This window comes from Streptosporangium heterodermiicola (assembly GCF_051390675.1).
Lineage (GTDB): Bacteria > Actinomycetota > Actinomycetes > Streptosporangiales > Streptosporangiaceae > Streptosporangium.
Genome location: NZ_JBPJSR010000001.1, coordinates 398,659 through 421,831, shown reverse-complemented (window position 1 = coordinate 421,831; position 23,173 = coordinate 398,659). Strand labels below are relative to the sequence as shown.

General features: G+C 74.0%; 7 protein-coding genes and 2 pseudogenes. All 9 read right to left on the bottom strand.

The genetic code is table 11. The features are described from left to right. Positions 1–60: 60 nt before the first annotated feature. Positions 61–870, bottom strand: coding sequence for a maleylpyruvate isomerase N-terminal domain-containing protein (locus tag ACSC1Q_RS01655; protein WP_436756832.1), 810 nt, complete (start codon positions 868–870; stop codon positions 61–63). Between the two features lie 257 nt (positions 871–1,127). After that, positions 1,128–2,717, bottom strand: a complete 1,590-nt coding sequence (locus tag ACSC1Q_RS01650) for an MFS transporter (RefSeq protein WP_436756831.1) — start codon at positions 2,715–2,717, stop codon at positions 1,128–1,130. Further along, on the bottom strand, positions 2,698–4,014 hold the full coding sequence (locus ACSC1Q_RS01645) for an alpha/beta fold hydrolase (protein ID WP_436757229.1): 1,317 nt from the start codon (positions 4,012–4,014) through the stop codon (positions 2,698–2,700). Before ACSC1Q_RS01645 ends, ACSC1Q_RS01650 begins: the two co-directional genes overlap by 20 nt. A gap of 165 nt (positions 4,015–4,179) precedes the next feature. Further along, positions 4,180–5,508: pseudogene (locus tag ACSC1Q_RS01640) on the bottom strand (AMP-binding protein); the annotation flags it as partial. Further along, positions 5,485–6,741 (bottom strand): annotated as a pseudogene (locus tag ACSC1Q_RS01635) (condensation domain-containing protein); the annotation flags it as partial. The pseudogenes ACSC1Q_RS01640 and ACSC1Q_RS01635, both read right to left, overlap by 24 nt. After that, complete coding sequence (locus tag ACSC1Q_RS01630) at positions 6,738–13,709, bottom strand: non-ribosomal peptide synthetase (RefSeq protein ID WP_436756830.1); 6,972 nt, start codon at positions 13,707–13,709, stop codon at positions 6,738–6,740. The gene ACSC1Q_RS01630 and the pseudogene ACSC1Q_RS01635, both read right to left, overlap by 4 nt. A gap of 116 nt (positions 13,710–13,825) precedes the next feature. Next, positions 13,826–17,077, bottom strand: coding sequence for a non-ribosomal peptide synthetase (locus ACSC1Q_RS01625; RefSeq protein WP_436756829.1), 3,252 nt, complete (start codon positions 17,075–17,077; stop codon positions 13,826–13,828). Further along, positions 17,074–17,283: an MbtH family protein gene (locus ACSC1Q_RS01620; RefSeq protein ID WP_436756828.1), complete on the bottom strand. Its 210-nt coding sequence runs from the start codon at positions 17,281–17,283 to the stop codon at positions 17,074–17,076. Before ACSC1Q_RS01620 ends, ACSC1Q_RS01625 begins: the two co-directional genes overlap by 4 nt. Then, a complete protein-coding gene (locus ACSC1Q_RS01615) occupies positions 17,280–22,820 on the bottom strand; it encodes a type I polyketide synthase (protein WP_436756827.1) in 5,541 nt (1,846 codons plus the stop codon). Before ACSC1Q_RS01615 ends, ACSC1Q_RS01620 begins: the two co-directional genes overlap by 4 nt. Between the last annotated feature and the right edge of the window lie 353 nt (positions 22,821–23,173).

Here is a 23,173-nt window from a genome sequence, read left to right as displayed (position 1 = left end):
GGGCCCGTGGACGGCGCCGCGGGAGTACGCCGTCCACGGACGCCGGCCGAGTGGCGGTCGTCAGATGCCGGGGAAGACCCGGCGGAGGTCGTCCAGGGTGACGCCGTCGCCGGTGACGGCCACCGACGGCGGGGTGTGCTCGGGGGCCAGCCTGCCGCCGAGCAGGCGTGACCAGGCCTCGGTGGGAAGCGACAGGGTGACGTCGGCCGGTTCCGGCGCCTCGCTGAAGCCGACGGTCTCCCCGAGGGTGAGCCCCAGGACGTGCTCGGGGTCGGTCGTCTCGACCCGGAGGGTCGTGGCCACGCGCGGGTCGAGGGCGTCGGACCTGCCGATGAAACCGATCATGAAATCGAGCGGCCCGGCGTACAGGTCCGTCAGCACCCCGGCGGCGTCCCTCGCGACGGTGGCCCCGGGGTCGAAGGCGACCCTGACGTCCCAGGCGTGCAGGGCGGCCTCGTTCAGGCGCATCCCGGCCACCAGCGCGACGCTGCCCGGCATGGGGAGGAACCCCAGCTTGATCTGCAACCGCTCGCGGGCGTCGGCGTCGAGGCTCTCGTACGCCGAGACGATCTCCGCGTCGGCGGTGAGGAAGTCCTCGGCCTGCTCCTTGGGCTCCTTCGCGTTCCAGCGGTCCCACACCGGGTGGTTGAAGTCCTGACCGGGGGCGTCCTGGCCGGCCTGGGCCGCGCGCAGCGTCGCCAGGCCGATCTCGGCGCCGCTGCCGAGGTGGCTGAGCACCTGGGCGACGGTCCACTCCGAACAGCCCGAGGGACGGGTGAGGTCGGCGGCGTCCAGACCTCGGACGAAGGCCGCCAGCTCGTCATGGTTGGTACGCAGAGCCGTGATGGTCCTGTCGGCGAGCGTGGTCATGGTTCTCCTGCCGGGATGAAAACGGGATGGGAACGGGATGGGACGACGTGAGCCGTCGCGATCGGGCCGGGCGGCCACCCGGGGCCTCCCCTCGGTCGTGCCCGCTGCCGCCTGGCCTACCATCATCCTCTCCCGTACCGGCACCCGTCCCCGGTGGGGCCTGGAGACGGACCGGCGCCCGTCCCCGGTGGGGGCCGGAGACGGAACGGCACCCGTCCTAGGTGGGACCCGGGGACGGGTGCCGGTCGCGCGTCCGGTCAGGTGCCGGGGATCTCCTTCACCTTCGGGATCGGGGAGAAGACCAGCAGCAGGATCGGCAGGATGGCTCCGGCGACCACCGCGAACAGGATGGCCGGGCGCAGGCCGAGGGTCTCGCCGAGCAGGCCCGCGCCCAGGGCGCCGAGCGGGGCCGGGATCAGCCCGAGGGAGTAGATCGTGCCGATCACCCTGGCCTGCAGGTGCGGCGGGGTGATCGACTGCACCAGGGTCATGTTGCTGACGAAGAAGACCTGGTTGCTCGCCCAGACGACGAACTGGGAGAGGCCGAGCATCCCGGCGGCGAGCCAGACCGGCCCCGACGCGAACGGCACCAGCAGCAGCGCGCAGTTGCCGACGATCGTGCTCCACAGCAGCGTCGGGCCGATCCCCATGCGGCGCATGGTCCGCACCGACAGGGTCGCGCCGAGGATGGCGCCGACGCCGCCGGTCGCCATGACGATGCCCACCCACTCCACCGGGAGGTCGGGGCCGCCCCGCAGCAGGAACAGTACGTAGATCGACTGCATCGCGCCCATGACGAAGAACGAGTACAGCCCGCTCGCGATGGCCAGCGGCCGGATCATCGGCTGGTCCATCACCCACCGGAAGCCCGCCCAGATCGCCCGGTGCACGCTCCCGGCCGTCTCGTCGTCCGGGACGGGCACCTCCTCGCGCTTGCGGATGAGGAGGATGGCGATCGCGGAGAACAGGTAGGAGAGCACGTCGATCATGATCAGCAGCGGTGCGGCGACCACCTTGATCAGCGCCGCCGCCGCGCCGGGACCGGCGGTCTGCGCCAGCGACTCGCTCAGCTGCAGCTTGCCGTTGCCGTCGCCCAGGTGCCGCAGCGGGACCAGCGAAGGGAAGTAGGAGCGGTACGCGACCTGGAACAGCACCGACAGCAGGCTCAGGACGAACACGACCGCGTACAGCACCCCGAGCGTGAGGCTGTCCATCACGTACAGCAGCGGCACCAGGGCGAGCACCGCGGCCCGGCCCAGGTCCGACCAGATCAGCACGGGCCGCTTGCGCATCCGGTCGATGTAGACGCCGAACAGCAGGAACCCGAGCATCGGCAGCCGGACCAGCGCGCCCAGGATTCCCATCTCGGTCGCGCTCGCGCCCAGGGTGACGACGGCGATCAGCGGGATCGCCACGTACGAGATCTGGGAGCCGAACTGGGAGAGGGTCTGGCCGGTCCACAGCCGCAGGAAGTCCTGGTTGCGCCAGAGGCCACCGTCGTCACCGGCCCCCTTCTCACCTCCCGAGGAGCCGGGATCCGCGAGGTCCTTGGGCCCTCCGGGTTCTCCCGGGCCTCCGGGATCGCTGGCTTCGGGGGTTTCGGGGGTTTCCGGGGCTCCGGCGACCGAGGCGTTCCGGGGGACGTCGAGGACCTCGGGGCCCGCTACGGGCTCGCCTTTCCCGGCGCTCCGAGCACCGCCGGCCGTTCCGGACGCGTCGGGCGTAGAGGCCGTCGCGGGTGTCGTGGGCGCTCCGGCCGTCGTGGTGCTTCCGGTGCCCTGTGGCGGCGGTCCCGTACTCGCGGCGCTCCCGGCGCTCTGGGGACTCTCAGTGTCCGGTGACGCCATGGTCGATCCAACTCCTCAGCTTGGCGGCCGCCTCGGCGACCAGTGGTTCGAACAGGATGACCACGCGCTCGCCGGGAATCGCCTCGATCGCGAGGTTCCCCTTGACCACGCCGTTCCAGCCCAGATCGGGCCGGTCACCGGCGGGGGCGAACAGCGCCACGTCACCGTCGTACGGCTCGTGCCGGTAGCGGCCGACCGCGTGGGCGTTGGCCCGGAACACCCGGAGGAAGCGCCGGGCCTGCTCGACGTCGGCGGTGTCGGGCGCCAGCCGTCGCTCCCGCCCGGCGGCGGCGATGACCGCCACCAGCATCTCCTCGGGGCCGAGCCCGGCGAACTCCGCGCGGTCCACCTCCAGGGGCCCTCCGGCCAGCGCGTGGGTCATGAGAGAGGCGTCGTCCTCCAGCGAACTGGTGATCACGGGCTCGTCCGCGTCGGAGTAGAACAGCACCAGCAGCGGGACGTCCTCGCCGAGGGCGCGCAGCCGCCTGGCCATCTCCAGCGCGATGTTCCCGCCGATGCAGAACCCGCCCAGCACGTACGGCCCGTGGGGGCGGACGGCGCGCAGCCGGTCGACGTAGTCCTCGACCATGTCGGCCATGGTGGTGTGCGGGTCCTCGCCGGGCGCGAGGCCGCTGGCCGCGATCGCGTAGACGGGCTGGTCGGGGCCGAGCCTGCGGGCCATCGGATGGTAGCGGAAGACCTGCCCGCCCAGGGCGTGCACCAGGACGATCGGGGTACGGTCGCCGTCCGCGTTGAGCGTCACGACCCGCTGCTCGCCCAGGTCCTCGGGGCGGCGCAGCACGTCCGCCAGTCCCGCCACGGTCGGCGAGGCGAGCACGGTCGCCACCGGCAGTTCCCTGCCGAACTCCTGCCTGATCCGCACGGCCAGCCGGAGCGCCAGCAGCGAGTGACCGCCCAGGTCGAAGAAGTCGTCGAACACCCCGACCATGGGGACGTCGAACAGCTCCTCCCAGATCGCCGCGACCCGTCCCTCGACCGGGTCTCTCGGCGGCACCCGGAATCCGTCCGCGCCCGCCGCCGGATCCGGCGCGGGCAGGGCCTTCCTGTCCAGCTTGCCGTTGGAGGTGAGGGGGAGTTCCTCCAGCGTCACCCAGGCCGACGGGATCATGTGGTCGGGCAGCGTGGCCCGCAGCCTGGCCCGCCAGTCGACCGCCGGCTCCGTCCCGGTGGTCACCACGTAGCCGACCAGGCGGTCGCCGTCGACGACGACGGCCGCCGCGCGGACCTCGGGCTCGGAGAGCAGCGCGGCCTCGATCTCGCCGGGTTCGACGCGCATGCCGCGGATCTTGACCTGGGTGTCGAGGCGGCCGAGGTATTCGAGCTCGCCGTCGGGCCGCCACCGGGCGCGGTCGCCGGTGGCGTACAGGCGGGAGCCGGGGGGTCCGTGGGGGTCTGGGACGAAGCGTTCGGCGGTGAGGGCCGGTCGGCCCAGGTATCCCCTGGCCAGCTGGACCCCGCCGATGAACAGCTGCCCCGGGGTGCCCACGGGCGCCCGTCCGAACCGCTCGTCGAGCACCTCCAGGCGGGTGTTGTCGACGGGCCGGCCGATCGGTACCGCCTGCTCGGCGGGGTCGCACCGGTGCCAGGAGACGTCCACCGCGGCCTCGGTCGGCCCGTAGAGGTTGTGCAGCTCCACCCCGGGAAGCCGTTCGGCGAAGCGCCGCACCAGCTCGGCGGGGAGCGCCTCACCCGAGCACACCACTCTGCGCAGCCCGCCCGCGCCCAGTCCGTTCACAACGGGTTCGTCCGCGGCCGGTCCGTTCACAGCCGGTCCGTCCGCAGCGGGTCCGTCCAGGGTCGGCCCGCTCGTGTCCGGCCTGTTCACGAGTGGATCGCCCGTGTCCGGTCCGCCCACGTCCGGCCTGTCCGCGACCGGAGTGCCCGCCTTCGGGACGCCCAGGGCCTCCAGGCCGGGCGTGTCCAGGAACGGGTCCAGCATGGACGGCACGAAGTGCGCCGTGGTGACCCCCTCGCGGGCGATCAGCTCGGTGAGGTAACCGGGCTCGTAGTGCCCGCCGGGCCTCGCCACCACCAGCCCCGCACCGGTGACCAGCGGCCAGAACAGCTCCCACACCGACACGTCGAACGAGACCGGCGTCTTGTGCAGCACCCGGTCGGCCGGGGTGAGCCCGTACGTCGCCTGCATCCAGCGCAGCCGGTTCACGATCGCCCGGTGCGACACCCCGACGCCCTTGGGTCTCCCTGTGGACCCCGACGTGAAGATCACGTACGCGAGCGAGTCCGGCGGATCCTCCCACGAGGAGACCTCGGAGGGGTCCTCCGAGGCGGCGGGCAGCAGGACGGCCCGCGTACCCCCGGGAACCTCGTCCGCCAGGTCGGCGGAGGTCAGCAGTACCGAGGCGCCCGCGTCGTCGAGCATGCCACGCACCCGCGCGGCCGGGTGGCCGGGCTCCAGCGGGAGGTAGGCGCCCCCGGCGGCGAGGACGCCCAGCAGCGCGGCGGGCAGGTCCGCGCTCCGTTCGAGCAGCACCCCCACAGGCCGGTCGCGTGACACCCCGGCGCGGCGCAGCTCCCCGGCGATCGCCAGGGCACGTCCGGCCAGCTCGCGGTAGGTGGTCCACGAGCCCTCGAAGCCCACGGCGGGGGCGTCGGGTGTCAGCCTCGCCTGGGCGAGCACCAGGCCGTGCAGCGTGCCGCCCGGGTGCGCGCGCCCGGTGGTGTTCCAGCCGTCGATCGCGTCGTTCTCCGCCTTGCCCACGCCGGGCTCGCCGGTCAGGGCGTCGATCACCCGTCCGGCCAGGGACTCCATCTGCTCCCGTGGGAACTGGGAGGCGTCGTAGGAGACCGTGAGGGTCAGGCCGCCGCCGGGCACCCGGACGAAGGCCACCGTGCACGGCATGTCGGTCTGCTCGAAGAACTCCTGCCCGGTGATCGCCACGCCGTCGCCGGACAGCCCTCCGTACACGTGGAAGTCCCGGAAGTCGAACAGCGTGTCCAGCAGCGGTGAGCGGCCCGCGATCCGCTGGATCTCGAACAGCGGGTAGCGCCGGTACGGCACCGCGGCCACCTCGGCCTCGAAGACGCGCCTGACCAGTTCGGCCCGGTCGGCCCGGTCGCTCGCGTCGAGACGGACCCGCAGGGGCAGCGTGTTGAGGAACAGCCCCAGCACCTCGCCGCCCCCCTCGGTCTCCGGCCTGCCGTGGCTGAGCACGCCGGTCATGACCTCCCGCTCGCCGGTGACCAGGCCCAGCGCGGTCACGTACGCGGCCAGCAGGGTGGTGCGCAGCGGGACCCGCAGCTCGCGGCTCTGCCGTTCCAGCGCCGCCACCGTCTCGTGCGGCACCGGTACGGCGACCACCTCGGCGGCGCGCGGCCCGCCGGACGGGAACCCGGGCAGCCTGGGCAGGCGGCCCTCCGGGGCGTCCTCGACCCGCTCCCGCCAGAACTCCCGCGCCGCCGCCGAGCCCACCGCGGCCCGCTCGGCCGCCACGAGATCCCTGAACAGGGCGCGCGGCGGGGCGGGCTCACGCGAGCCGTGGGCGGCGTAACGGCCCAGCAGCTCGGTGACGAGCGCCGCGACGCTCCAGCCGTCGAGGACGGCGTGGTGGAAGCTGAGGCTCAGCGCGAACTCGTCGTCGTCCAGCACGTGCGCGTACGCCCGCAGCAGGGGCGGTGACGACCAGTCGAACCCGGTGCGCTTCTCGGCCTCCCGCCACGCGGCCAGCCGCTCCCGGGGACCGCTCCCGTCCGGACCGCCCTGGTCCGAACCGTTCCCGCGCAGGTCGGCGACCTCCAGCGGGATGGTCGCGGTGTCGTGGACGAGCTGCAGCGGCTCGCTGAACCCGGTCAGGTCGAACGAGGTGCGCAGCACCGGGTGCCCGGCCGCGACCCCGGCCAGCGCCCCGGTCAGCGCCGGGACGTCCAGGGCGCCGCGCAGGGTGATGGTCATCAGGTCGTGGTAGGTGGGACTGCCCGGTTCGAGCTCGCTGTGGTAGAGCATCCCTGCCTGCAGCGCGGCCAGCGGGTACGCGTCCTCGATCATCGCTCGCCCTTCCTGAGCTTGGCCAGATCCGCGGCGCCGAGCATGCCGAACGCCTCGGTCGCCCCGGTCGCGGCCTCCGGCTCCGGGGTCGCCGCCGTGGCGGGCCCGGTGTCCGGTGTGTCCAGTACGGAGGCCAGTTCGGCCACGGTCTGGTGGGTGAACAGCCGCTGCAGGTCGAGCCCGTAGCCCAGGTCGCGCAGCCGGGCCACCACCGAGAGGCTGCGGATCGAGTCACCCCCGACGCCGAAGAACCCGTCGTGGCGGCCGACCTTGTCCAGGCCGAGCACGTCCTGCCACACCTGGGCGACGGCGCGTTCCGCGTCGGTGCGCGGCGGCTCCCAGGGAAGGTCGCCCCGGCCTGGCGGTGGCGGCAGGGCGGCCCGGTCGAGCTTGCCGTTGGGGGTGAGCGGGAGGGCGTCCAGCGTCACCCACGCGGTGGGGATCATGTGGTCGGGCAGCTCGCCCCTGAGCCACTCACGGGGATCGGCGTCCGTCGCGCCCCCGGTGCCCCCGGTGCCCCCGGTGCCCCCGGTGCCCCCGGCGTCCCGCGCCCCTTCGCGCCGCACCCCGTACCCGACCAGCCTGGCCCCGGCGCCGTCGTGCCACACGCCGACGGCCGCCGCGCTCAGGTCCGGGTGCCCGCCGAGTACGGCCTCGATCTCGCCGGGTTCGACGCGCATGCCGCGGATCTTGACCTGGGTGTCGAGGCGGCCGAGGTATTCGAGCTCGCCGTCGGGCCGCCACCGGGCGCGGTCGCCGGTGGCGTACAGGCGGGAGCCGGGGGGTCCGTGGGGGTCTGGGACGAAGCGTTCGGCGGTGAGGGCCGGTCGGCCCAGGTATCCCCTGGCCAGCTGGACCCCGCCGATGAACAGCTCGCCCGGCGTCCCCGCCGGTACCGGGCGCGACGCCCCGTCCAGCACGTACAGCCGGGTGTTGGCCACCGGGCGGCCGATCGGCACGACCTTCTCGCCCGGCGTGTAGCGGTGCCGGGAGACGTCGACCGCGGCCTCGGTCGGCCCGTAGAGGTTGTGCAGCTCCACCCCCGGCAACCGCCCGGTCAGCCGTTCCGCGGCCCCCGCCGTCAGCTCCTCGCCGCTGCAGACCACCCGGCGCAGCGACCGGCACTCCTCGATCCGCTCCTCCGCGGTGAAGGCGGCGAGCATCGAGGGGACGAAGTGGACGGTGGTGATCTCCCGCTCGGTGACGAGGTCGCGCAGGTAGGCGGTGTCGCGGTGGCCGTCGGGCCGGGCGAGCACCAGGCGCGCCCCGCTGATCAGCGGCCAGAAGAACTCCCACACCGACACGTCGAACCCGGCGGGGGTCTTCTGGAGCACGGCGTCGCCCGCGTCCAGGCCGTACGTCTCCTGCATCCAGCGCAGCCGGTTCACGATCGCCCGGTGCGACACCCCGACGCCCTTGGGCCTCCCCGTGGATCCCGAGGTGAAGATCACGTACGCGAGCGAGTCCGGCAGGTTTCGCACCGGAGGACTCGCGTCCCCCGGCTCCGCCGGGGCGTCCAGGGCGGCGGCGAGTTCCACGGCCCCGGCGTCGGCGAGCATGGTCTCGACCCGGCGTTCGGGCAGCCCCGGATCGAGGGGGAGGTAGGCGCCCCCGGCCTTGAGCACGGCGAGCAGCCGTACGGGCAGGTCGAGCGAGCGCTCCGCCCGCACGGCGAACACCCGCTCCGCACCCGTGCCCACGCCCGCGCCGCCGTCGTCCCTGGCGACGGCGACGGAGGCGGGGGCGGGGGAGAAGGCGGAGGCGGAGGCGGAGGCGCGCAGCCGCGCGGCCAGCAGGTCGGCGCGGTCGTTCAGCTCGGCGTAGGTCAGCGTCTCGCCCTCGAAGACCACGGCAGGGGCGCCGGGGGTCCGCGCCGCCTGGGCCTCGACGAGACCGTGCAGCGTCTCCTCCGGCGGGTACACGGTCTCGGTGGCGTTCCAGCCGGTCAGCACCAGGTCCCGCTCCCCGGGGGAGAGCAGTTCCAGGTCGCCCACGCGGGTCCCCGGGGCGGCGACGGCCGCGCGCAGGAACGTCTCGAAGGACGCGGCGAGCCGCCCGACGGTCTCCGGCAGGAACAGGTCGCGGTTGTAGACGAACCTCGCCGCGAGGCCGTCACCGGTCTCCGAGACGTACAGCTCCAGGTCGAACCGGGTCGAGGTGGTGTCCGGCGCGAACGGCTCGGCCACCGGCCTCCCCACCCGACCGGCCGCGAGCCCGGTCTTCTCCCCGGTCGCGAGCCTGGCCTCTTTTCCGGTCGCGAGCCCGGTCTCCTTCCCGGTCGCGAATACGGTTTCTTTCCCGGTCGCGAATCCGGTCGCGGCCGTGGCCGCGGACCCGGTGAGTTCCGCGGTCGTGGGCTCGGCCACCTGCCCGGTCGCCGCCGTGGACCCGGTCTTCTTCTCGGCCGGGAACCCGCTCTCCGGTTCGGTCGCGGCTGTCACGTGCCCGGCCGGTGCGGATCGCCCCGCCGGGGCCGTGCCGCCCAGGTAGCTCTGCAGGGCGAAGAGCACCTGGACCACGGGCGGGCGGGTGGCGTCCCTGGCCAGGTCCAGTTCGGCGACGAGTTTCTCGAACGGCAGCTCCTGGTGGCCGTAGACCTCCAGGGCCGCGTCGCGGGTGCGGCCGAGCAACTCCGTGAACGTGGGGTCGCCCTCCAGGCGGGCCCGGAGCGGCAGCAGGTTCACGAACAACCCGACCACGTCCTCGAACTCCGCCCGGTCCCGTCCGGCGACCGGCGAGCCCACCGCGAAGTCGTGCTGTCCCGACCAGCGGGAGAGCACGGCCTGGAACCCGGAGAGCAGCGCCATGTAGAGGGTCGCGCCGCGTTCCCGCGCCAGTCCGCCGAGCGCCCCTGTGAGCCCGGCGTCCAGCCGCAGGTCGTGCCAGGCGCCCCGGTGCCCCTGCCGGGCCGGCCTGGGCCGGTCGAGGGGAAGGTCGAGCGGGGGCAGCGCGGCCAGCTCCTCCCGCCAGAACTCCAGGTGCCGTTCCAGACGCGGTCCCGCCAGGCGCTCGCGCTGCCAGAGCGCGTAGTCGCCGTACCCGATACGCGGCTCCGGCCGCCCGGCGCGCCCGGCGCCATCGGCATGTCCGGTGCGGTCGTCGCGTTCGGAGAGCAGCTCGTCCAGCAGGAGTTCCGCGGACCAGCCGTCGGCCACGATGTGGTGGACGGCGACCAGCAGCACGTGGTCCTCGGGGGCGAGCCCGACCAGGGTCACCCGGAGCAGCGGGCCGCCGTCGAGGTCGAAGGGACGTGCCGCGTCGGCGCTGACGATCCGCCGCGCCTCCGCCTCCGCTCCCTCCGCTTCCGCTCCTTCCGCCTTCGCCTCTTCCGCCTCCGCGTGCGTCTCGACGACGCGGATCGCGATCCGTGCCTCCGGGGCCCCGGCCGGGACGACCCGTACCTCGGGCCTCCCGTCGGAGGAGGCGGGGAAGCGCATCCGCAGGCTCTCGTGCCGCGTCACGGCGGCGTCCAGCCGCGCGTCCAGCGCCGCGAGGTCCAGCGGCCCGCGCAGCCGTGCCGCCGCGGGCAGCACGTAGGCGCCGGTCCCCGGGCTGAACTGCTCCATGAACCAGAGCCGTTCCTGCGCGAACGACAGCGGCGGCGCCGTGCCCTCCGGACGTCGAACCGGCCCGGGTCCCACCTCGGGGCCCGCGTCGGGCCCGGCCTCCGCGAGCGCGTCCAGCGCCTGCGCCAGCCTCCGTACGGACGGGTGGCTGAAGGCGAGCTTCAGCGGCACGTCCAGCCCGGTCGCCGCGGAGAGCCTGGCGATCGTCCTGGTCGCCAGCAGCGAGTGGCCGCCGAGCTGGAAGAAGTCGTCGAGTGCCCCCACCCGCTCCACTCCCAGCACCTCGGCCCACACCGAGCACACCAGCTCCTGCGTGGCGGTCTCCGGGGGCAGGTACCCCTCACCCGAGCGGTGCTCGGGGGCGGGCAGCGCGCCCTGGTCCACCTTCCCGCTCGGGGTGAGCGGGATGTTCCCGACCTCCACCACGGCACTCGGCACCAGGTGCGGCGGCAGCTCCGCCGCGAGGTGCTCCCGCAGCTCACCGGCCGTCCACTCGCCGGTGGCCCGGTCGTGGCGTACGACGTAGGCGACCAGGCGGCGGTCGCCGGGGGTGTCCTCCCTGACCGTCACGGCCGCCCGGCCCACCCACGGACGGGCCAGCAGGCGGGCCTCGATCTCGCCGGGTTCCACCCGGTAGCCCCGGATCTTCACCTGGCGGTCGAGGCGGCCGAGGATCTCCAGGCGCCCGTCGGGCCGGAACCTGGCCCGGTCGCCGGTGAGGTACAGGCGTGAACCGGCCGGGCCGTACGGGTCGGGCACGAAGCGTCCCGCCGTCAGGGCGGGCGCCCCCAGGTAGCCGCGAGAGAGCCCGTCGCCGCCCACGCACAGCTCGCCGGGCACGCCGACGGGCACCCGCGCGCCGTGCTCGTCCAGCACGTGGACGCGGGTGGCGGACAGCGGGTGGCCCACGGTGGGCCGCCTGGACGCCTCGGCCGGGTCGAGCTCCCCGGCGGTGGCGATGATCGTCGTCTCGGTCGGCCCGTAGCTGTTGACCAGGGTGACGCGCTCGCCGTGAGCCTCGTACCAGGCGGCGAGCGCCGGTCCAGGCAGCGGGTCGGCGCCCAGGATCAGCAGGCGCAGCGCGGGCGGCCAGGAGGTACGGGCGGCGACCAGCTCCTGCCAGTAGGAGGTGGGCAGGTCCATCACCGTCAGCGACGCGCCCCGCGGGGTCCGCAGGAAGTCGGGAAGCGGCTCGCCGGGGGCGAGCACCAGCTCGGCCCCCGAGGTGAGCGCCGGGTAGATCTCCTCGGCGTGCGTGTCGAAGCCCACGGAGGCGAACTGCAGCACCCGGTCGTCAGGCCGGATGCCGTACTCGGCGCGCATCCACGCCACCCGCGCGTCCAGCGCCCGCCGCTCGACCTGCACGCCCTTGGGGGTGCCGGTCGAACCGGAGGTGTAGATCACGTACGCCAGGTTCCCCGGCCCGCCGGGCCTCGTCACCCGGCCGTCACCGGTGGGTGAACCCCCTCCGGTGACGGTGACGGTGACAGCGGCGGGGCCGTCCGCGACGCCGTCGAGCGGGATCGTCGGCAGGTCGGACTCCAGCAGGCCGTCCTGGGACAGCAGCAGCGCGGCCCCGCTGTCGCGCAGCATCCAGCGCAGGCGCCCGGCCGGGTAGGCGGGGTCGAGCGGGAGGTAGGCGCCTCCCGCCATGGCCGTAGCCAGCAGGGCCACGACCAGTTCGGGACCGCGCCGGGCGCACACCGCGACCACGGTCTCCGGACCGGCCCCCGCCGAGGTCAGCCGTGCCGCCAGGCTCGCGGCGCGCTCGCGCAGCTCGGCGTAGCCGAGCCTACGGTCGCCGTGGCTGACGGCGACCGCGTCCGGCGCCAGCCGCACCCGCTCCTCGAACAGCTCGACCACCCCGGCCGGACCGGCGTCCTCCATAGACAGGCCGGGAAGGCCGGGGAGACCGGTGGACAGGGACGCGGTGACGGCGGGCAGGCGGTCCTCGGGGAGCAGCATCGCGGCCCGCAGCCGCGACAGCGGGACGTCCGGATCGTCGGCCACGGCCTCCAGGACGCGCTCGTACCTGCGCAGCATCCTGGCCACCGTGTCCGGCTCGAACAGGTCGGCGTTGTAGGACAGCAGCGCGTACAGCGAGTCCGAGCGGGGCGTCACGTCGAGCATCAGGTCGAACTTGGCCTGCCGCGCCCCCGGATCGAACACGTCGGTCTCGATGCCGGGCATGACCAGCTCGGACGCCTCCCTGTCCTGCATCACGAACATCGCCTGGAACAGCGGCGTGGTGCTCAGGTCGCGCTCGACGCGCAGCTCGTTGAGCAGCCGCTCGAACGGGATGTCCTGGTGGGCGAAGGCGTCGAGCACCGTCGCCCGGACACGGCCCAGCAGCTCCCTGAAGCCGGGGTCGCCCGACAGGTCGCCGCGCAGCGCGAGCGTGTTGGGGAAGAACCCGACGACCCGCTCAAGCTCGGGGCGTTCCCGGCCGGCGATCACCGACCCCACGCACACGTCGTCCTGCCCGGAGTGGGCGCCGAGCAGCGCCTGGAAGGCGGCGAGCAGCACCATGAACTGGGTGCACCGCTCGTCCCTGGCCAGCCGGTCCAGCCGGGCGGTGAGCTCCCGCCCGATCCGCCGCGCCGCGTAGTCGCCGTTGGACGACTTCACCGGCGCCCTGGGCCGGTCGGCGGGGACGTCCAGGGCGGGTACCCCGGCCAGCTGCCGGCTCCAGTAGCCGAGCTGGCGGCGCACCCCCTCCTCGTCGAGCAGGGCGCGCTGCCAGGCCGCGTAGTCGGCGTACTCCAGCACCGGCTCGGGCAGGTCCGCCTCGCGTCCCTCCAGGTGCGCGCCGTAGCAGGCGGCGAGCTCGCCCAGCAGGACCTTCAGCGACCAGCCGTCGGCCACGATGTGGTGCAGCACCACGCACAGCACGTGGTCGGTCTCCGACATGGTGATCAGGTGCACCCGCAGCAACGGCCCGGCCGCCAGGTCGAACGGGCGGTTGGTGAGGTCGGCGACCAGCTCGGTCGCGCGGGCCTCCCGCTCGGCGGCGGGCAGTCCGGTGAGGTCGATCAGGTCGGGCTCGACCGGCACGGGCGGCCCGATCTCCTGCACCGGGCTGCCCTCGTGCGAGGTGAAGCGGGCGCGCAGGGTCCCGTGCCGCTCCACCAGCCGGCCGAGCGCGTACTTCAGCGCCCCGATCGAGACGTGCCCGCGCAGCCGCTGCACCATGAACATGTTGTACGAGGCGTCGGACGGGTCCAGCTGCTGCAGGAACCACAGGCGCTCCTGGCCGAACGACAGGGGAGGCGGCCCGCCGTCGTCCGCGCGCCGGGGGATGCCCGACGGCCGCCGCGGCGGCGGTTGCCGCCGCAGCCTCTCCTCCAGCGCGGCCCGCTGTTCCGGGCTGAGCCGCGCCAGTTTCGCCCTCAGGTCACTCATCGTCGGTCCTCCAGCGTCGCAGGCAGCGCCGCCAGTGCCTCTTTCGCCCTCAGGTCACTCATCGTCGGTCCTCCAGCGCCGCGAGCAGCGCCGCCAGTGCCTCTTTCGCCCTCAGGTCACTCATCGTCGGGGTCCTCCAGCGCCGCGAGCAGCGCCGCCAGCTCCTCGTCGTCGTCCCCGAGCTGCAGCTCCAGTACGGCGAGGGCGTGCTCGGTCACCGTGGTGATCTCGAAGCACCGCCGCAGCGGCATCTCCACGCCGTACGCCTCCCGGTAGCGGGTGACCAGCAGCACCGCCAGCAGCGAGTGGCCGCCGAGCTGGAAGAAGTCGTCCTCGACGCCGATGCGCTCCCTGCCGAGCAGCTCGCTCCACAGGGCGCACAGCTCGGTCTCCAGCGGGGTGCGCGGCTCCGTGTACGGCGTGCCGAGGTCACCCCGGCCAGAACCGGCCGGCGCGGGCAGCGCCCCCCGGTCGAGCTTGCCGCTCGGGCCGAGCGGGACGGTGCCGATCCCGACGAACGCCTGCGGGATGAGCGCGGCGGGTAGTTTCCTGGCGAGCGTCCTGCGCAGCTCCGCGGTGAGCGCCGAGGGCTCTCCCGACCAGTCGACGTAGCCGACCAGCCCGCGTCCGCCGGGGGCGTCGTCGCGCAGCGCCACGACCGCCTGGCGCACCTTGGGGTGCTCGGCGATCACGGCCTCGATCTCGCCGAGCTCGACCCGCCAGCCGTGCACCTTCACCTGGTCGTCGAGCCGTCCCAGGAACTCGATGTCCCCGTCGGCGCGGACCCTGGCCAGGTCGCCGGTCGCGTACAGCCGCGAGCCGGGCGGCCCGTACGGGTCGGGCACGAACCGCTCGGCCGTGAGGCCGGGACGGCCCGCGTAGCCGCGCGCCACCTGGACCCCGCCGATGTGCAGGTGCCCGGGTACGCCGACCGGCAGCGGCCGGAGCAGGTCGTCCAGGACGTGCAGGCGGTTGCCCGGCATCGGCGGGCCGATGGGCAGCGTGTGCCGCGCGTCCACCCCCTCGGGCTCCACCCGCCAGGCGGTCACGTCGACCGCCGCCTCCGTCGGCCCGTACAGGTTGTGCAGCTCCACCCCGGGCAGCCGTTCGAAGAAGCGGGCGGCCAGGCGCGGCGGCAGCTCCTCGCCGCTGCAGATCACCCGCTTCAGCGAGCGGCACGACTCGATGCCGGTCTCCTCCAGGAACATGGCCAGCATCGAGGGGACGAAGTGCGCGGTGCTCACCGAGTGCGCCTTGATCAGGTCGCGCTGGTGGTTGGGGTCGCGGTGCCCGCCCGGCCGGACCGGCACCAGGGACGCCCCGGTGACCAGCGGCCAGAAGAACTCCCACACCGACACGTCGAAGCTCGTCGGGGTCTTCTGCAGGACCGCCTCTTCCGGGGTGAGGCCGAACCGGTCCTGCATCCAGGCGAGCCGGTTGACGATGGCCCCGTGAGTGTTGACGACGCCCTTGGGACGCCCGGTCGAACCCGAGGTGTAGATCACGTACGCGGCGTCGCCGGGGCCGGTCACCGGAAGCGCCGTTCCTGAGGGCTGCGGTCCCCAGGTGTCGGGCGCGTCCAGCAGCACCGGTTTGACGGCCCCCTCGGGGAGCAGGTCGCGCAGGTGACGCTGGGTCAGCATCACCCGGGCCCCGCTGTCGGCCAGCATGAACGCCAGCCGCGACGGCGGGTACTCCGGGTCGAGGGGGACGTACGCCCCGCCCGCCTTGAGCACCGCGAGCAGGCCGACGACCAGCTCGGCCGACCGCTCGGCGCACACTGCCACCGGGCTGCCCCGCCTGACCCCGATCCCGCGCAGCCAGCGGGCCAGCGCGCCGGCGCGCTCGTCCAGCTCGGCGTACGTCAGCGTGGTGTCGCCGGTGACCACGGCCGCCGCGTCCGGCGTCCGCGCCACCTGGGCCTCGACGAGCGAGGTGAGCGAGGTGAGCGAGGTCGGCGGGGTCGGCGGGGTCGGCGTCGTACCGGCCCCGGTGTCCCGCACGTCGGAGGGCTCCTCGCCGGTGCCCAGCGCGAGGACGTGGTCCCGCTCCTCGGGGGTGAGCAGCGGCAGCCGGGAGATCGGCGTCCCCGGGGCGGCGACCGCGGCCTCGACCAGCGTCTCCAGGCAGGCGCCGAACCGCTCGATCGTGGCCCGGTCGAACAGGTCGGTGCTGTACTCCAGCCGGGTGTGCAGCCGCCCCCCGCGCATGTTGAGGTCCAGCTGCAGGTCCACCTTGGCGGTGCCGTTGGCGATCTGGCCCTCGTTGGTGTCGGCGGCCAGGTTGAACATCACCTGGTAGATCGGCGGCACGCTCAGGTCCCTGGTCGGCTGCAGCGCCTCCACCAGCCGCTCGAACGGCAGCTCCTGGTGGTCCAGGGCCTCGGCGACCGTGGTGCGCACCCGCCCGGCCGCCTCGGCGAACGTCGGGTCGCCGGTCAGGTCGGCGCGCAGCGCCACGGCGTTGACGAACATGCCGATGACGGGTTCGGTCTCCGGCAGCAGCCGCCCCGCGATGGGGGTGCCCACCACGACGTCGTACTGCCCCGACCAGCGGGCCAGCACGGTCGCGAACCCGGTGAGCATGACCGTGAACAGCGTCGAGTTCAGGTCCTTGGCCAGGCGCTCGATCCCGGACGACACCTCCGGGGAGAACGCGCCCAGCCGCATCTCGCCCCGGTAGGAGCGGCTGCGCGGGCGCGGCCGGTCGGCGGGCAGGGCGAGGTCGGCCGGGATCCCGGCCAGCCCCTTCCGCCAGTGCGCCAGCTCCTCCTCGACGAAGGTCCCGGTCAGCCGGTTCCGCTGCCAGACGGCGAAGTCGGCGAACTGGATGGGCAGCTCCGCCAGCTTGGGCTCGCGGCCCTCGCCGATGGCGTCGTAGCACTCCTCCAGCTCATTGACGAAGACGTGGCTGGAGACGCCGTCGAACACGGTGTGGTCGAACACGCAGATCAGCCGCAGGTCGTCGCCGGCCATCCGCACCTGCCGCAGCCGCCACAGCGGCGCCTGGTCCAGCACGAACGGCGTGACCGAGTCCGACCTGGCCAGCCGGGCGAGCTCGGCCTCACGCTCGCCGCCGGGCAGGTGGGTGAGGTCGGTCTCGGTGAGCCGCACCGGGGGGACGGCGCCGCTGACGATCTGCACCACCTGGCCGTCCCTGAAGTCGAAGACGGTGCGCAGCACCTCGTGGCGGCGTACCACCTGGGCGACGGCGGCCTCCAGCCGGCGCGGGTCGACCGGCTGGCGGGCGCTCATCGGCATGAGCATGCCGATGTTGTAGACGGCGAGCTCGGGCTCGAAGCGGGCGAGGAACCACATCCGCTCCTGCCCGGAGGAGGACGGGAAGACGTCCACCACCTGGTCGGTCATCCCGCGTCTCCCGCTTTCATCGCCTCGCGCAGGCTGCGCGGACGCATGTCGGTCCAGACCTGCTCGATGTGGGCCAGGCACTCGTCCTTGCTGCCGGTGAAGCCGGCGTCGTGCCAGCCGTCCGGATTGTCGCGGCCCGAGGGCCAGATGGAGTACTGCTCCTCGTCGTTGAGGACGACCTTGGTGTCGGGAACGGATTCGGTCACTGCTGCTCACTCCTGCGGGGGAGACGGGGAATCATGGTCTGGCTCGCGGCCGGAGCGGTCTCGGCCGCCGCCGGCGCGGCCGCGCGTGCCTGCTCGATCAGCGCGGTGACCCCGGCCACCGTGGGCTCCTCGAAGAGGCTGCGCATCGGCAGCCGCACGCCCAGCTCCTTGCGGATCAGGGCGATGAGCTGCACGGCGATCAGCGAGTTGCCGCCGAGCTCGAAGAAGTCGTCGTCGACGCCGATGCGCTCGCCGCCGAGCACCTCGCTCCACAGCCGGGCGATGGCGGTCTCGACATCGCCGCGCGGCGCCACGTAGTCGTCGGACGCCGCGCCGCCGGGACGGGGACGGTCCGACACGGCGGCCGGGTCCAGCTCCGTCTCGACCGTTTCCTGGGTGACCGACCCGACACCGGCCAGGTAGGCGGCGACCGGGGTCGCGGCGATCACCACCTGCGCGCCGAGGGGGGTGGCCAGCAGCCGGTGGAACGCCTCGGCGCCCTCGGCGGGGCGGATGCCGACCGCGTCGGGGCCTCCGGCGGTCGTCGCGACCTGGCCGCCCTGGTCGGGGACGGTGACCGTGCCCGCCTTCTGGGCCCCGGCGTCGGCCGTCACCCCGGCCACCACGGCGTCGGTGTTGATGCGGCGCAGCACGTAGTCGGAGATCTCGGTGACGATCACGCCGTCGGAGTCGATGAGCGTCACGTCGACCGCCAGCACCTCGTCGGTGCCGCTGTCGCGGAAGCGCATGTGGCTCCAGAACCTGCCGGGCAGCCGGTCCCTGACGGTGATGCGGCCGTAGCCGAGCGGCAGGTAGTGGCCGACGACGTCGATCCAGGTGAAGGAGGTGGCGCTGTCCAGCAGCGCCGGGTGCAGGCCCCAGCCGTCCAGGTCCTCCGACAGCTCCTCGGGCAGCTCGAACAGGCCCAGGGCCTCGTTCTGGCCGATGTACCACTTGCTCATGTGACCCCAGTGGGGGCCGAGCGTGAGCAGCCCGGACAGCGGCACGCCGCCCTGCTCCTCGGACGCCGGGGCGCAGCGCTCGACGATCGCCGCCACGTCGGCCTTCCCGGCGGGCCCGGGATCGACCTTGGCCGCGGTGCCGCGCGCGTGGGTGCGCTGCTCGCCGCCGATGACGCTGCGCACCTGGAAGTCCGCGCCGTCCGCCTCGGTGCTGAACGTCACCCGTACCTCCGCGGAGGCGCCGTCGGCCACCGACAGCGGCTCGACGAACACCACGTCGCGCAGCTCGACGGCGCCGGGCCCCGGCAGGACCACGTCGCTCGCGCAGCGGGCCAGCTCCAGGTGGCCGGTGCCCGGCAGCACCGGCACCCCGGAGATGCGGTGCCCGCCGAGCGCCCAGTGGGTGTCGGGGGAGAGGCTGCCCCCGGCCCAGCCGAGCCCCTCGCCGTCGGCCTCGTGCCAGGCCGACAGCACCGGGTGGTCGACGGCCCTGATCCGGTCGCCGCGCTGCAGCGCCACGAACCCGGCGGGCGCGGCGACCTCGGCCGCCATGCCGACCTCCAGCCACTTGCCCCAGTTGGCGGAGACGACCGTGGCCGCGCCCCAGCCGTGCTCGCCCCTGGCGTGCGCGTCGAGGAAGTTGTTGGCCGCGCAGTAGTCGACCTGGCCGAAGCCGCCCGCGACCGCGGTGATCGACGAGCAGAGCACCACGGCCTCCAGGTCGAGGTCGCCGAACGCCTCGCGCAGCGCGAGCGTGCCGACCACCTTGGGCGCCAGCACCTCCTCGGCGGCGGCCCGCTCCTTGATCTCGGCCATGCCGCCGCCGGGCAGGCCCGCGGCGTGCACGATCACGTCCACCCGGCCGAACCGGGCGATCGTCTCCTCCCGCACCCGGCGCATGTCGGCGGGGGAGGTGACGTCGGCGGCGAGGGCCAGGACCTCGGCCCCGGCCTCCTCCATCCTGCGGATCGCGGCGATCGCCCGGCCCGCGCGACCGGCCTCGTGCGCGTCCCACTCCGCCCGGTCCGGCAGCCCGGTCCTGGACAGCAGGACGAGCCGCGCCCCGGCCCGCGCGGCCAGGTCCTCGGCGAGCGAGATGCCGATGCCGCCCAGGCCGCCGGTGATCAGGTGGACCTGCCCGTCGCGGGGACCCGTCCCGATCGCCCCGGCCGTCTCCGAGGAGGCCGCGGGCACCTCCAGCTGCTCGTAGTGCTGCAGCCAGCGGCGGCCGCCCCTGACGCTCACGGTGGGCAGCAGCCCCGCCTCGTCCGGCTCGGGGCTCCTGCCCAGCTCCGCGGCGGCGTGCCTCACCCAGTCGCGTCCCTCGACGTCGACGTGGCGCACCCGCAGCCACGGAGTCTCCAGCGGCACCACCCGGGGGAACCCGGCGAGGGTCGCGTGCTCCGGGCGGACCAGGTCGCCGCCGGTGACGTCCTGGGCCCCCGAGGTGAGCAGCGTCAGCTCCACCCCGCCGGCGGGCTGCGCCGAGGTCAGCGCCTGCACCAGGGCGAGCACGCTGAAGAAGCCGCGGTCCTGTGCCTTCCAGGTCTCGTCGGTCCCGGCGGCGGGCTCACCGCCGACGGTCCACGCGTGGACCACCCGCCCCGGCACCTCGCCCACGGCCGACAGCAGCGCGTCGTAGTCGGCGCGCTCGGCGGGACGCACGGTGTGGACGCCGCCTGAGCCCTCCGCGTTCCCCGGGGAGAACCCGTCGCCGGGCCGTACCTCGATCACCTCGGCCCCCGTCGCGCGCAGCGCGTCCACCAGCCCGGCCGAGCCGTCGTCGGCGAACACCAGGGCCCGGGTGACCGGCGACAGCGGCGCCGGTCCCGGCGGGACCTGCCGCCACACCGGCACGCTGAACCAGCGGTCGAACGGCAGGTCGTCCTCGACCGGCGCGGGGTTGGCCACGCCGCCGACGAACGCCCCGTTCGGGTCGGGGTCGATCCAGGCGCGCTGGCGCTCCCACGGGTAGGTCGGCAGCGAGACCCGGTGCCCCTCCTCGCCGAACGCCTCCAGCGCGACGCCGTTCACCCACAGGGTGCCGTACGCCGCCGAGAGCACCGCCACGTCGCCGGCGGTGTCCTTGGGGCCGGGCAGCGAGGGCAGCGGCGCGACCGCGCCCGGCGGGGTCTGCGCCCTGGCCAGCCCGGCGAGCTGCTTGCCGGGGCCGCACTCGATCATGATCCAGTCGCCGTCGGCGAGCAGGGTCGCCACGCAGTCGCCGAACAGCACCGGCTCGCGCATGTGCCGCGCCCAGTACGACGGGTCCGTCGCCTCGTCCGCGGTGATCCAGGTGCCGGTCACGTTCGACAGGAACGGCAGGCTCGGCGCCGACCGCTCGACACCGGCGACCAGCGCGTGGAACTCGCCCAGGATCGGGTCCAGCATCGAGGAGTGGAAGGCGTGCGAGGTGCGCAGCTCCATCCTGCCGACGCCCTCCTCCTCCAGCAGGGCCGCCAGCTCGGCGATCGAGGCCGGGGGACCGGCCACCACGCACGTGCCGGGGCCGTTGACGGTCGCCACCGACACGCCGTCGGGCAGCAGCGGCCCGATCTCGTCCGGCGCGAGCTGCACGGCGAGCATCGCCCCGGCGGGCATGCCCTGGATCAGGCGGCCCCTCGCGGCCACCAGCCGCAGCGCGTCCGGCAGGGTGAAGACCCCGGCCACGGTCGCCGCGACGTACTCGCCGATGCTGTGGCCGATCATCCCGGCGGGCTCGACGCCCAGCGAGCGCCAGAGCTCGGCCAGGGCGTACTCCACGGTGAACAGGGCGGGCTGGGTCAGCGCCGTCTGCCGCAGCCGCTCGCCCGCCTCCTCGCTGGTCGCGAAGATCAGCTCACGCAGGTCCTCGCCCAGCACCGGCCGCAGGATCTCGGCGCACTCGTCGACCGCGTCCCTGAAGACCGCCTCGGCGCGGTACAGCTCGGCGCCCATGCCCGCGTACTGCGAGCCCTGCCCGGAGAACAGGAACGCCGCGCGCGGGGTGCGCCGGGAGGCGGCGCCGGAGATCGTCCGCTTGGGGTCGCGGAGCGCGGCGACCGCGTCGGCGACGCCGGAGGCCGTCACCGCGCTCCTGCGCGACAGCTCCCTGCGCCCCACGCGCAGCGTGTGGGCGACGTCGGACAGGTCGGTGTCGGGGTGGGCCTCCAGGTGCGCGGCCAGGCGCTCGGCGGCGGCGGCCAGCGCGGTGTCGGTCCTGCCCGACAGCCGCAGCAGGTGCGCCGGGCGGGGCTCGCGCCCCTCGCGCTCCTGGCGGGACGGCACCGGAGCCTCCTCCAGCACGATGTGCGCGTTGGTGCCGCCGATGCCGAACGAGCTGACGCCCGCCCGCCGGGGGAAGCCGTTGCGCTCCCACTTGGTCGGCGTCCCCGTCACGTAGAACGGGCTCCGCGCGAAGTCGATCTTCGGGTTGGGGCTCTCGTAGTGCAGCGTCGCCGGGATGAGCCCGTTCTCCAGGGCCAGCACCGCCTTGATGATGCTCGCGATGCCCGCCGACTGGCCCAGGTGGCCGATGTTGCTCTTGACCGAGCCGATGCCGCACCACTGGGTGTCGTCGGTGTCCTGGAGGAACACGTTGCTCAGCGCCGCGACCTCGATCGGGTCGCCCAGCGCGGTGCCCGTGCCGTGCGCCTCGACGTAGGTGACCGTGCGCGGGTCGACCCCGCCCACGCCGAGCGCCTGGGCGATCACCGCGGCCTGGCCGTCCATGCTGGGCGCGGAGAAGCCGACCTTGCTCGCGCCGTCGTTGTTGATCGCGTTGCCGAGGATGACCGCCCGGACGTTGTCGCCGTCCTCGATCGCCTCCGACAGCCGCTTCAGCACGATCACGCCGCCGCCACTGCCCCAGATCGTCCCGGCCGCCTTGGCGTCGAAGGCCCGGCAGTGGCCGTCGGGGGAGACGATGCCGTCCTCGTCGTACACGTAGCCCTGGCCCTGCGGCAGGTCGAGCATCGCGCTGCCGGCCAGGGCCATGTCGCACTCGCCGTTGCGCAGCGCCTCGGCGGCGACGTGGATCGCGACCAGCGCGGTCGAGCACGCGGTGTGCAGGGTGTAGCTCGGGCCGCGCAGGTCCAGCTTGTACGACGACAGCGTGGCGCAGTAGTCGACGTGGTTGCCGACCATGACGGCGAGCCAGCCCGCGTTCGCGTGGGCCTGCGCGTTGCTCCTGATGTTGATCCACTGGTAGAAGTCCGAGCCGGAACCGGCGTAGACGCCGATCTCGCCCGGATACCTGAACGAGTCGTAGCCCGCGTCCTCCAGGGCCGTGTGCGACAGTTCGAGGAAGAGCCGGTGCTGCGGGTCCCGGATCTCCGCCTCCCTGATCGACATGCCGAAGAACGCGGCGTCGAACCCCTGGTGGTCGTCGAGCATCATCGCGGCCGGTACGAAGTCCGGGTCGTCGAGGATGTGGTCGGGCACGCCGAGCGCCCGCTGTTCCTCGCGGGTGAAGTGCGTCAGCGACTCGACTCCGTCGGCGAGGTTGCGCCAGAACTGTTTGGCGTCCTCGGCACCCGGCACCCGGCACGACAGGCCGATGATCGCGATCGGTTCGACTGTGGGCTCCTCGGCCATGCGGGGGTCCCTTTCTTCCATGCCGGGCGCGGTCGGCGCCGGTGCGGGGGGTTGGACGGGTGTCAACGCGGTTTCCGGTGCGGATGGTCGTGCGGGTGGCGACTCGATCGCCGGCTCGGTCATCGGGTGGGTCACCGGCCGGGCTCGCGCTCCGGAGGGTCGTGCGGTCGCCGGTGCGGTCTCGGATGCCCGGGGGTGGGCGGGGGGCGGCCCGGCCGCGAGGACCGGGGGAGGGACGGAGGTCGGTTCGGGTGCTTCCGGTGCTTCGAGCACCTCTGGTGCTTCGAGCACCTCGGGTGTTCCAGGTACTTCGGGTACTTCGGGTACTTCGGGAACGAGGTCGGCTAAGGGAC

Excerpts from the sequence above, each read along its gene's own strand:
- ACSC1Q_RS01615 (WP_436756827.1), bottom strand. The coding sequence starts at position 22,820 with ATGGCCGAGGAGCCCACAGTCGAACCGATCGCGATCATCGGCCTGTCG.
- ACSC1Q_RS01645 (WP_436757229.1), bottom strand. The coding sequence starts at position 4,014 with ATGCGCGTCGAACCCGGCGAGATCGAGGCCGCGCTGCTCTCCGAGCCC.
- ACSC1Q_RS01625 (WP_436756829.1), bottom strand. The coding sequence starts at position 17,077 with ATGACCGACCAGGTGGTGGACGTCTTCCCGTCCTCCTCCGGGCAGGAG.
- ACSC1Q_RS01650 (WP_436756831.1), bottom strand. The coding sequence starts at position 2,717 with ATGGCGTCACCGGACACTGAGAGTCCCCAGAGCGCCGGGAGCGCCGCG.
- ACSC1Q_RS01655 (WP_436756832.1), bottom strand. The coding sequence starts at position 870 with ATGACCACGCTCGCCGACAGGACCATCACGGCTCTGCGTACCAACCAT.
- ACSC1Q_RS01630 (WP_436756830.1), bottom strand. The coding sequence starts at position 13,709 with ATGAGTGACCTGAGGGCGAAACTGGCGCGGCTCAGCCCGGAACAGCGG.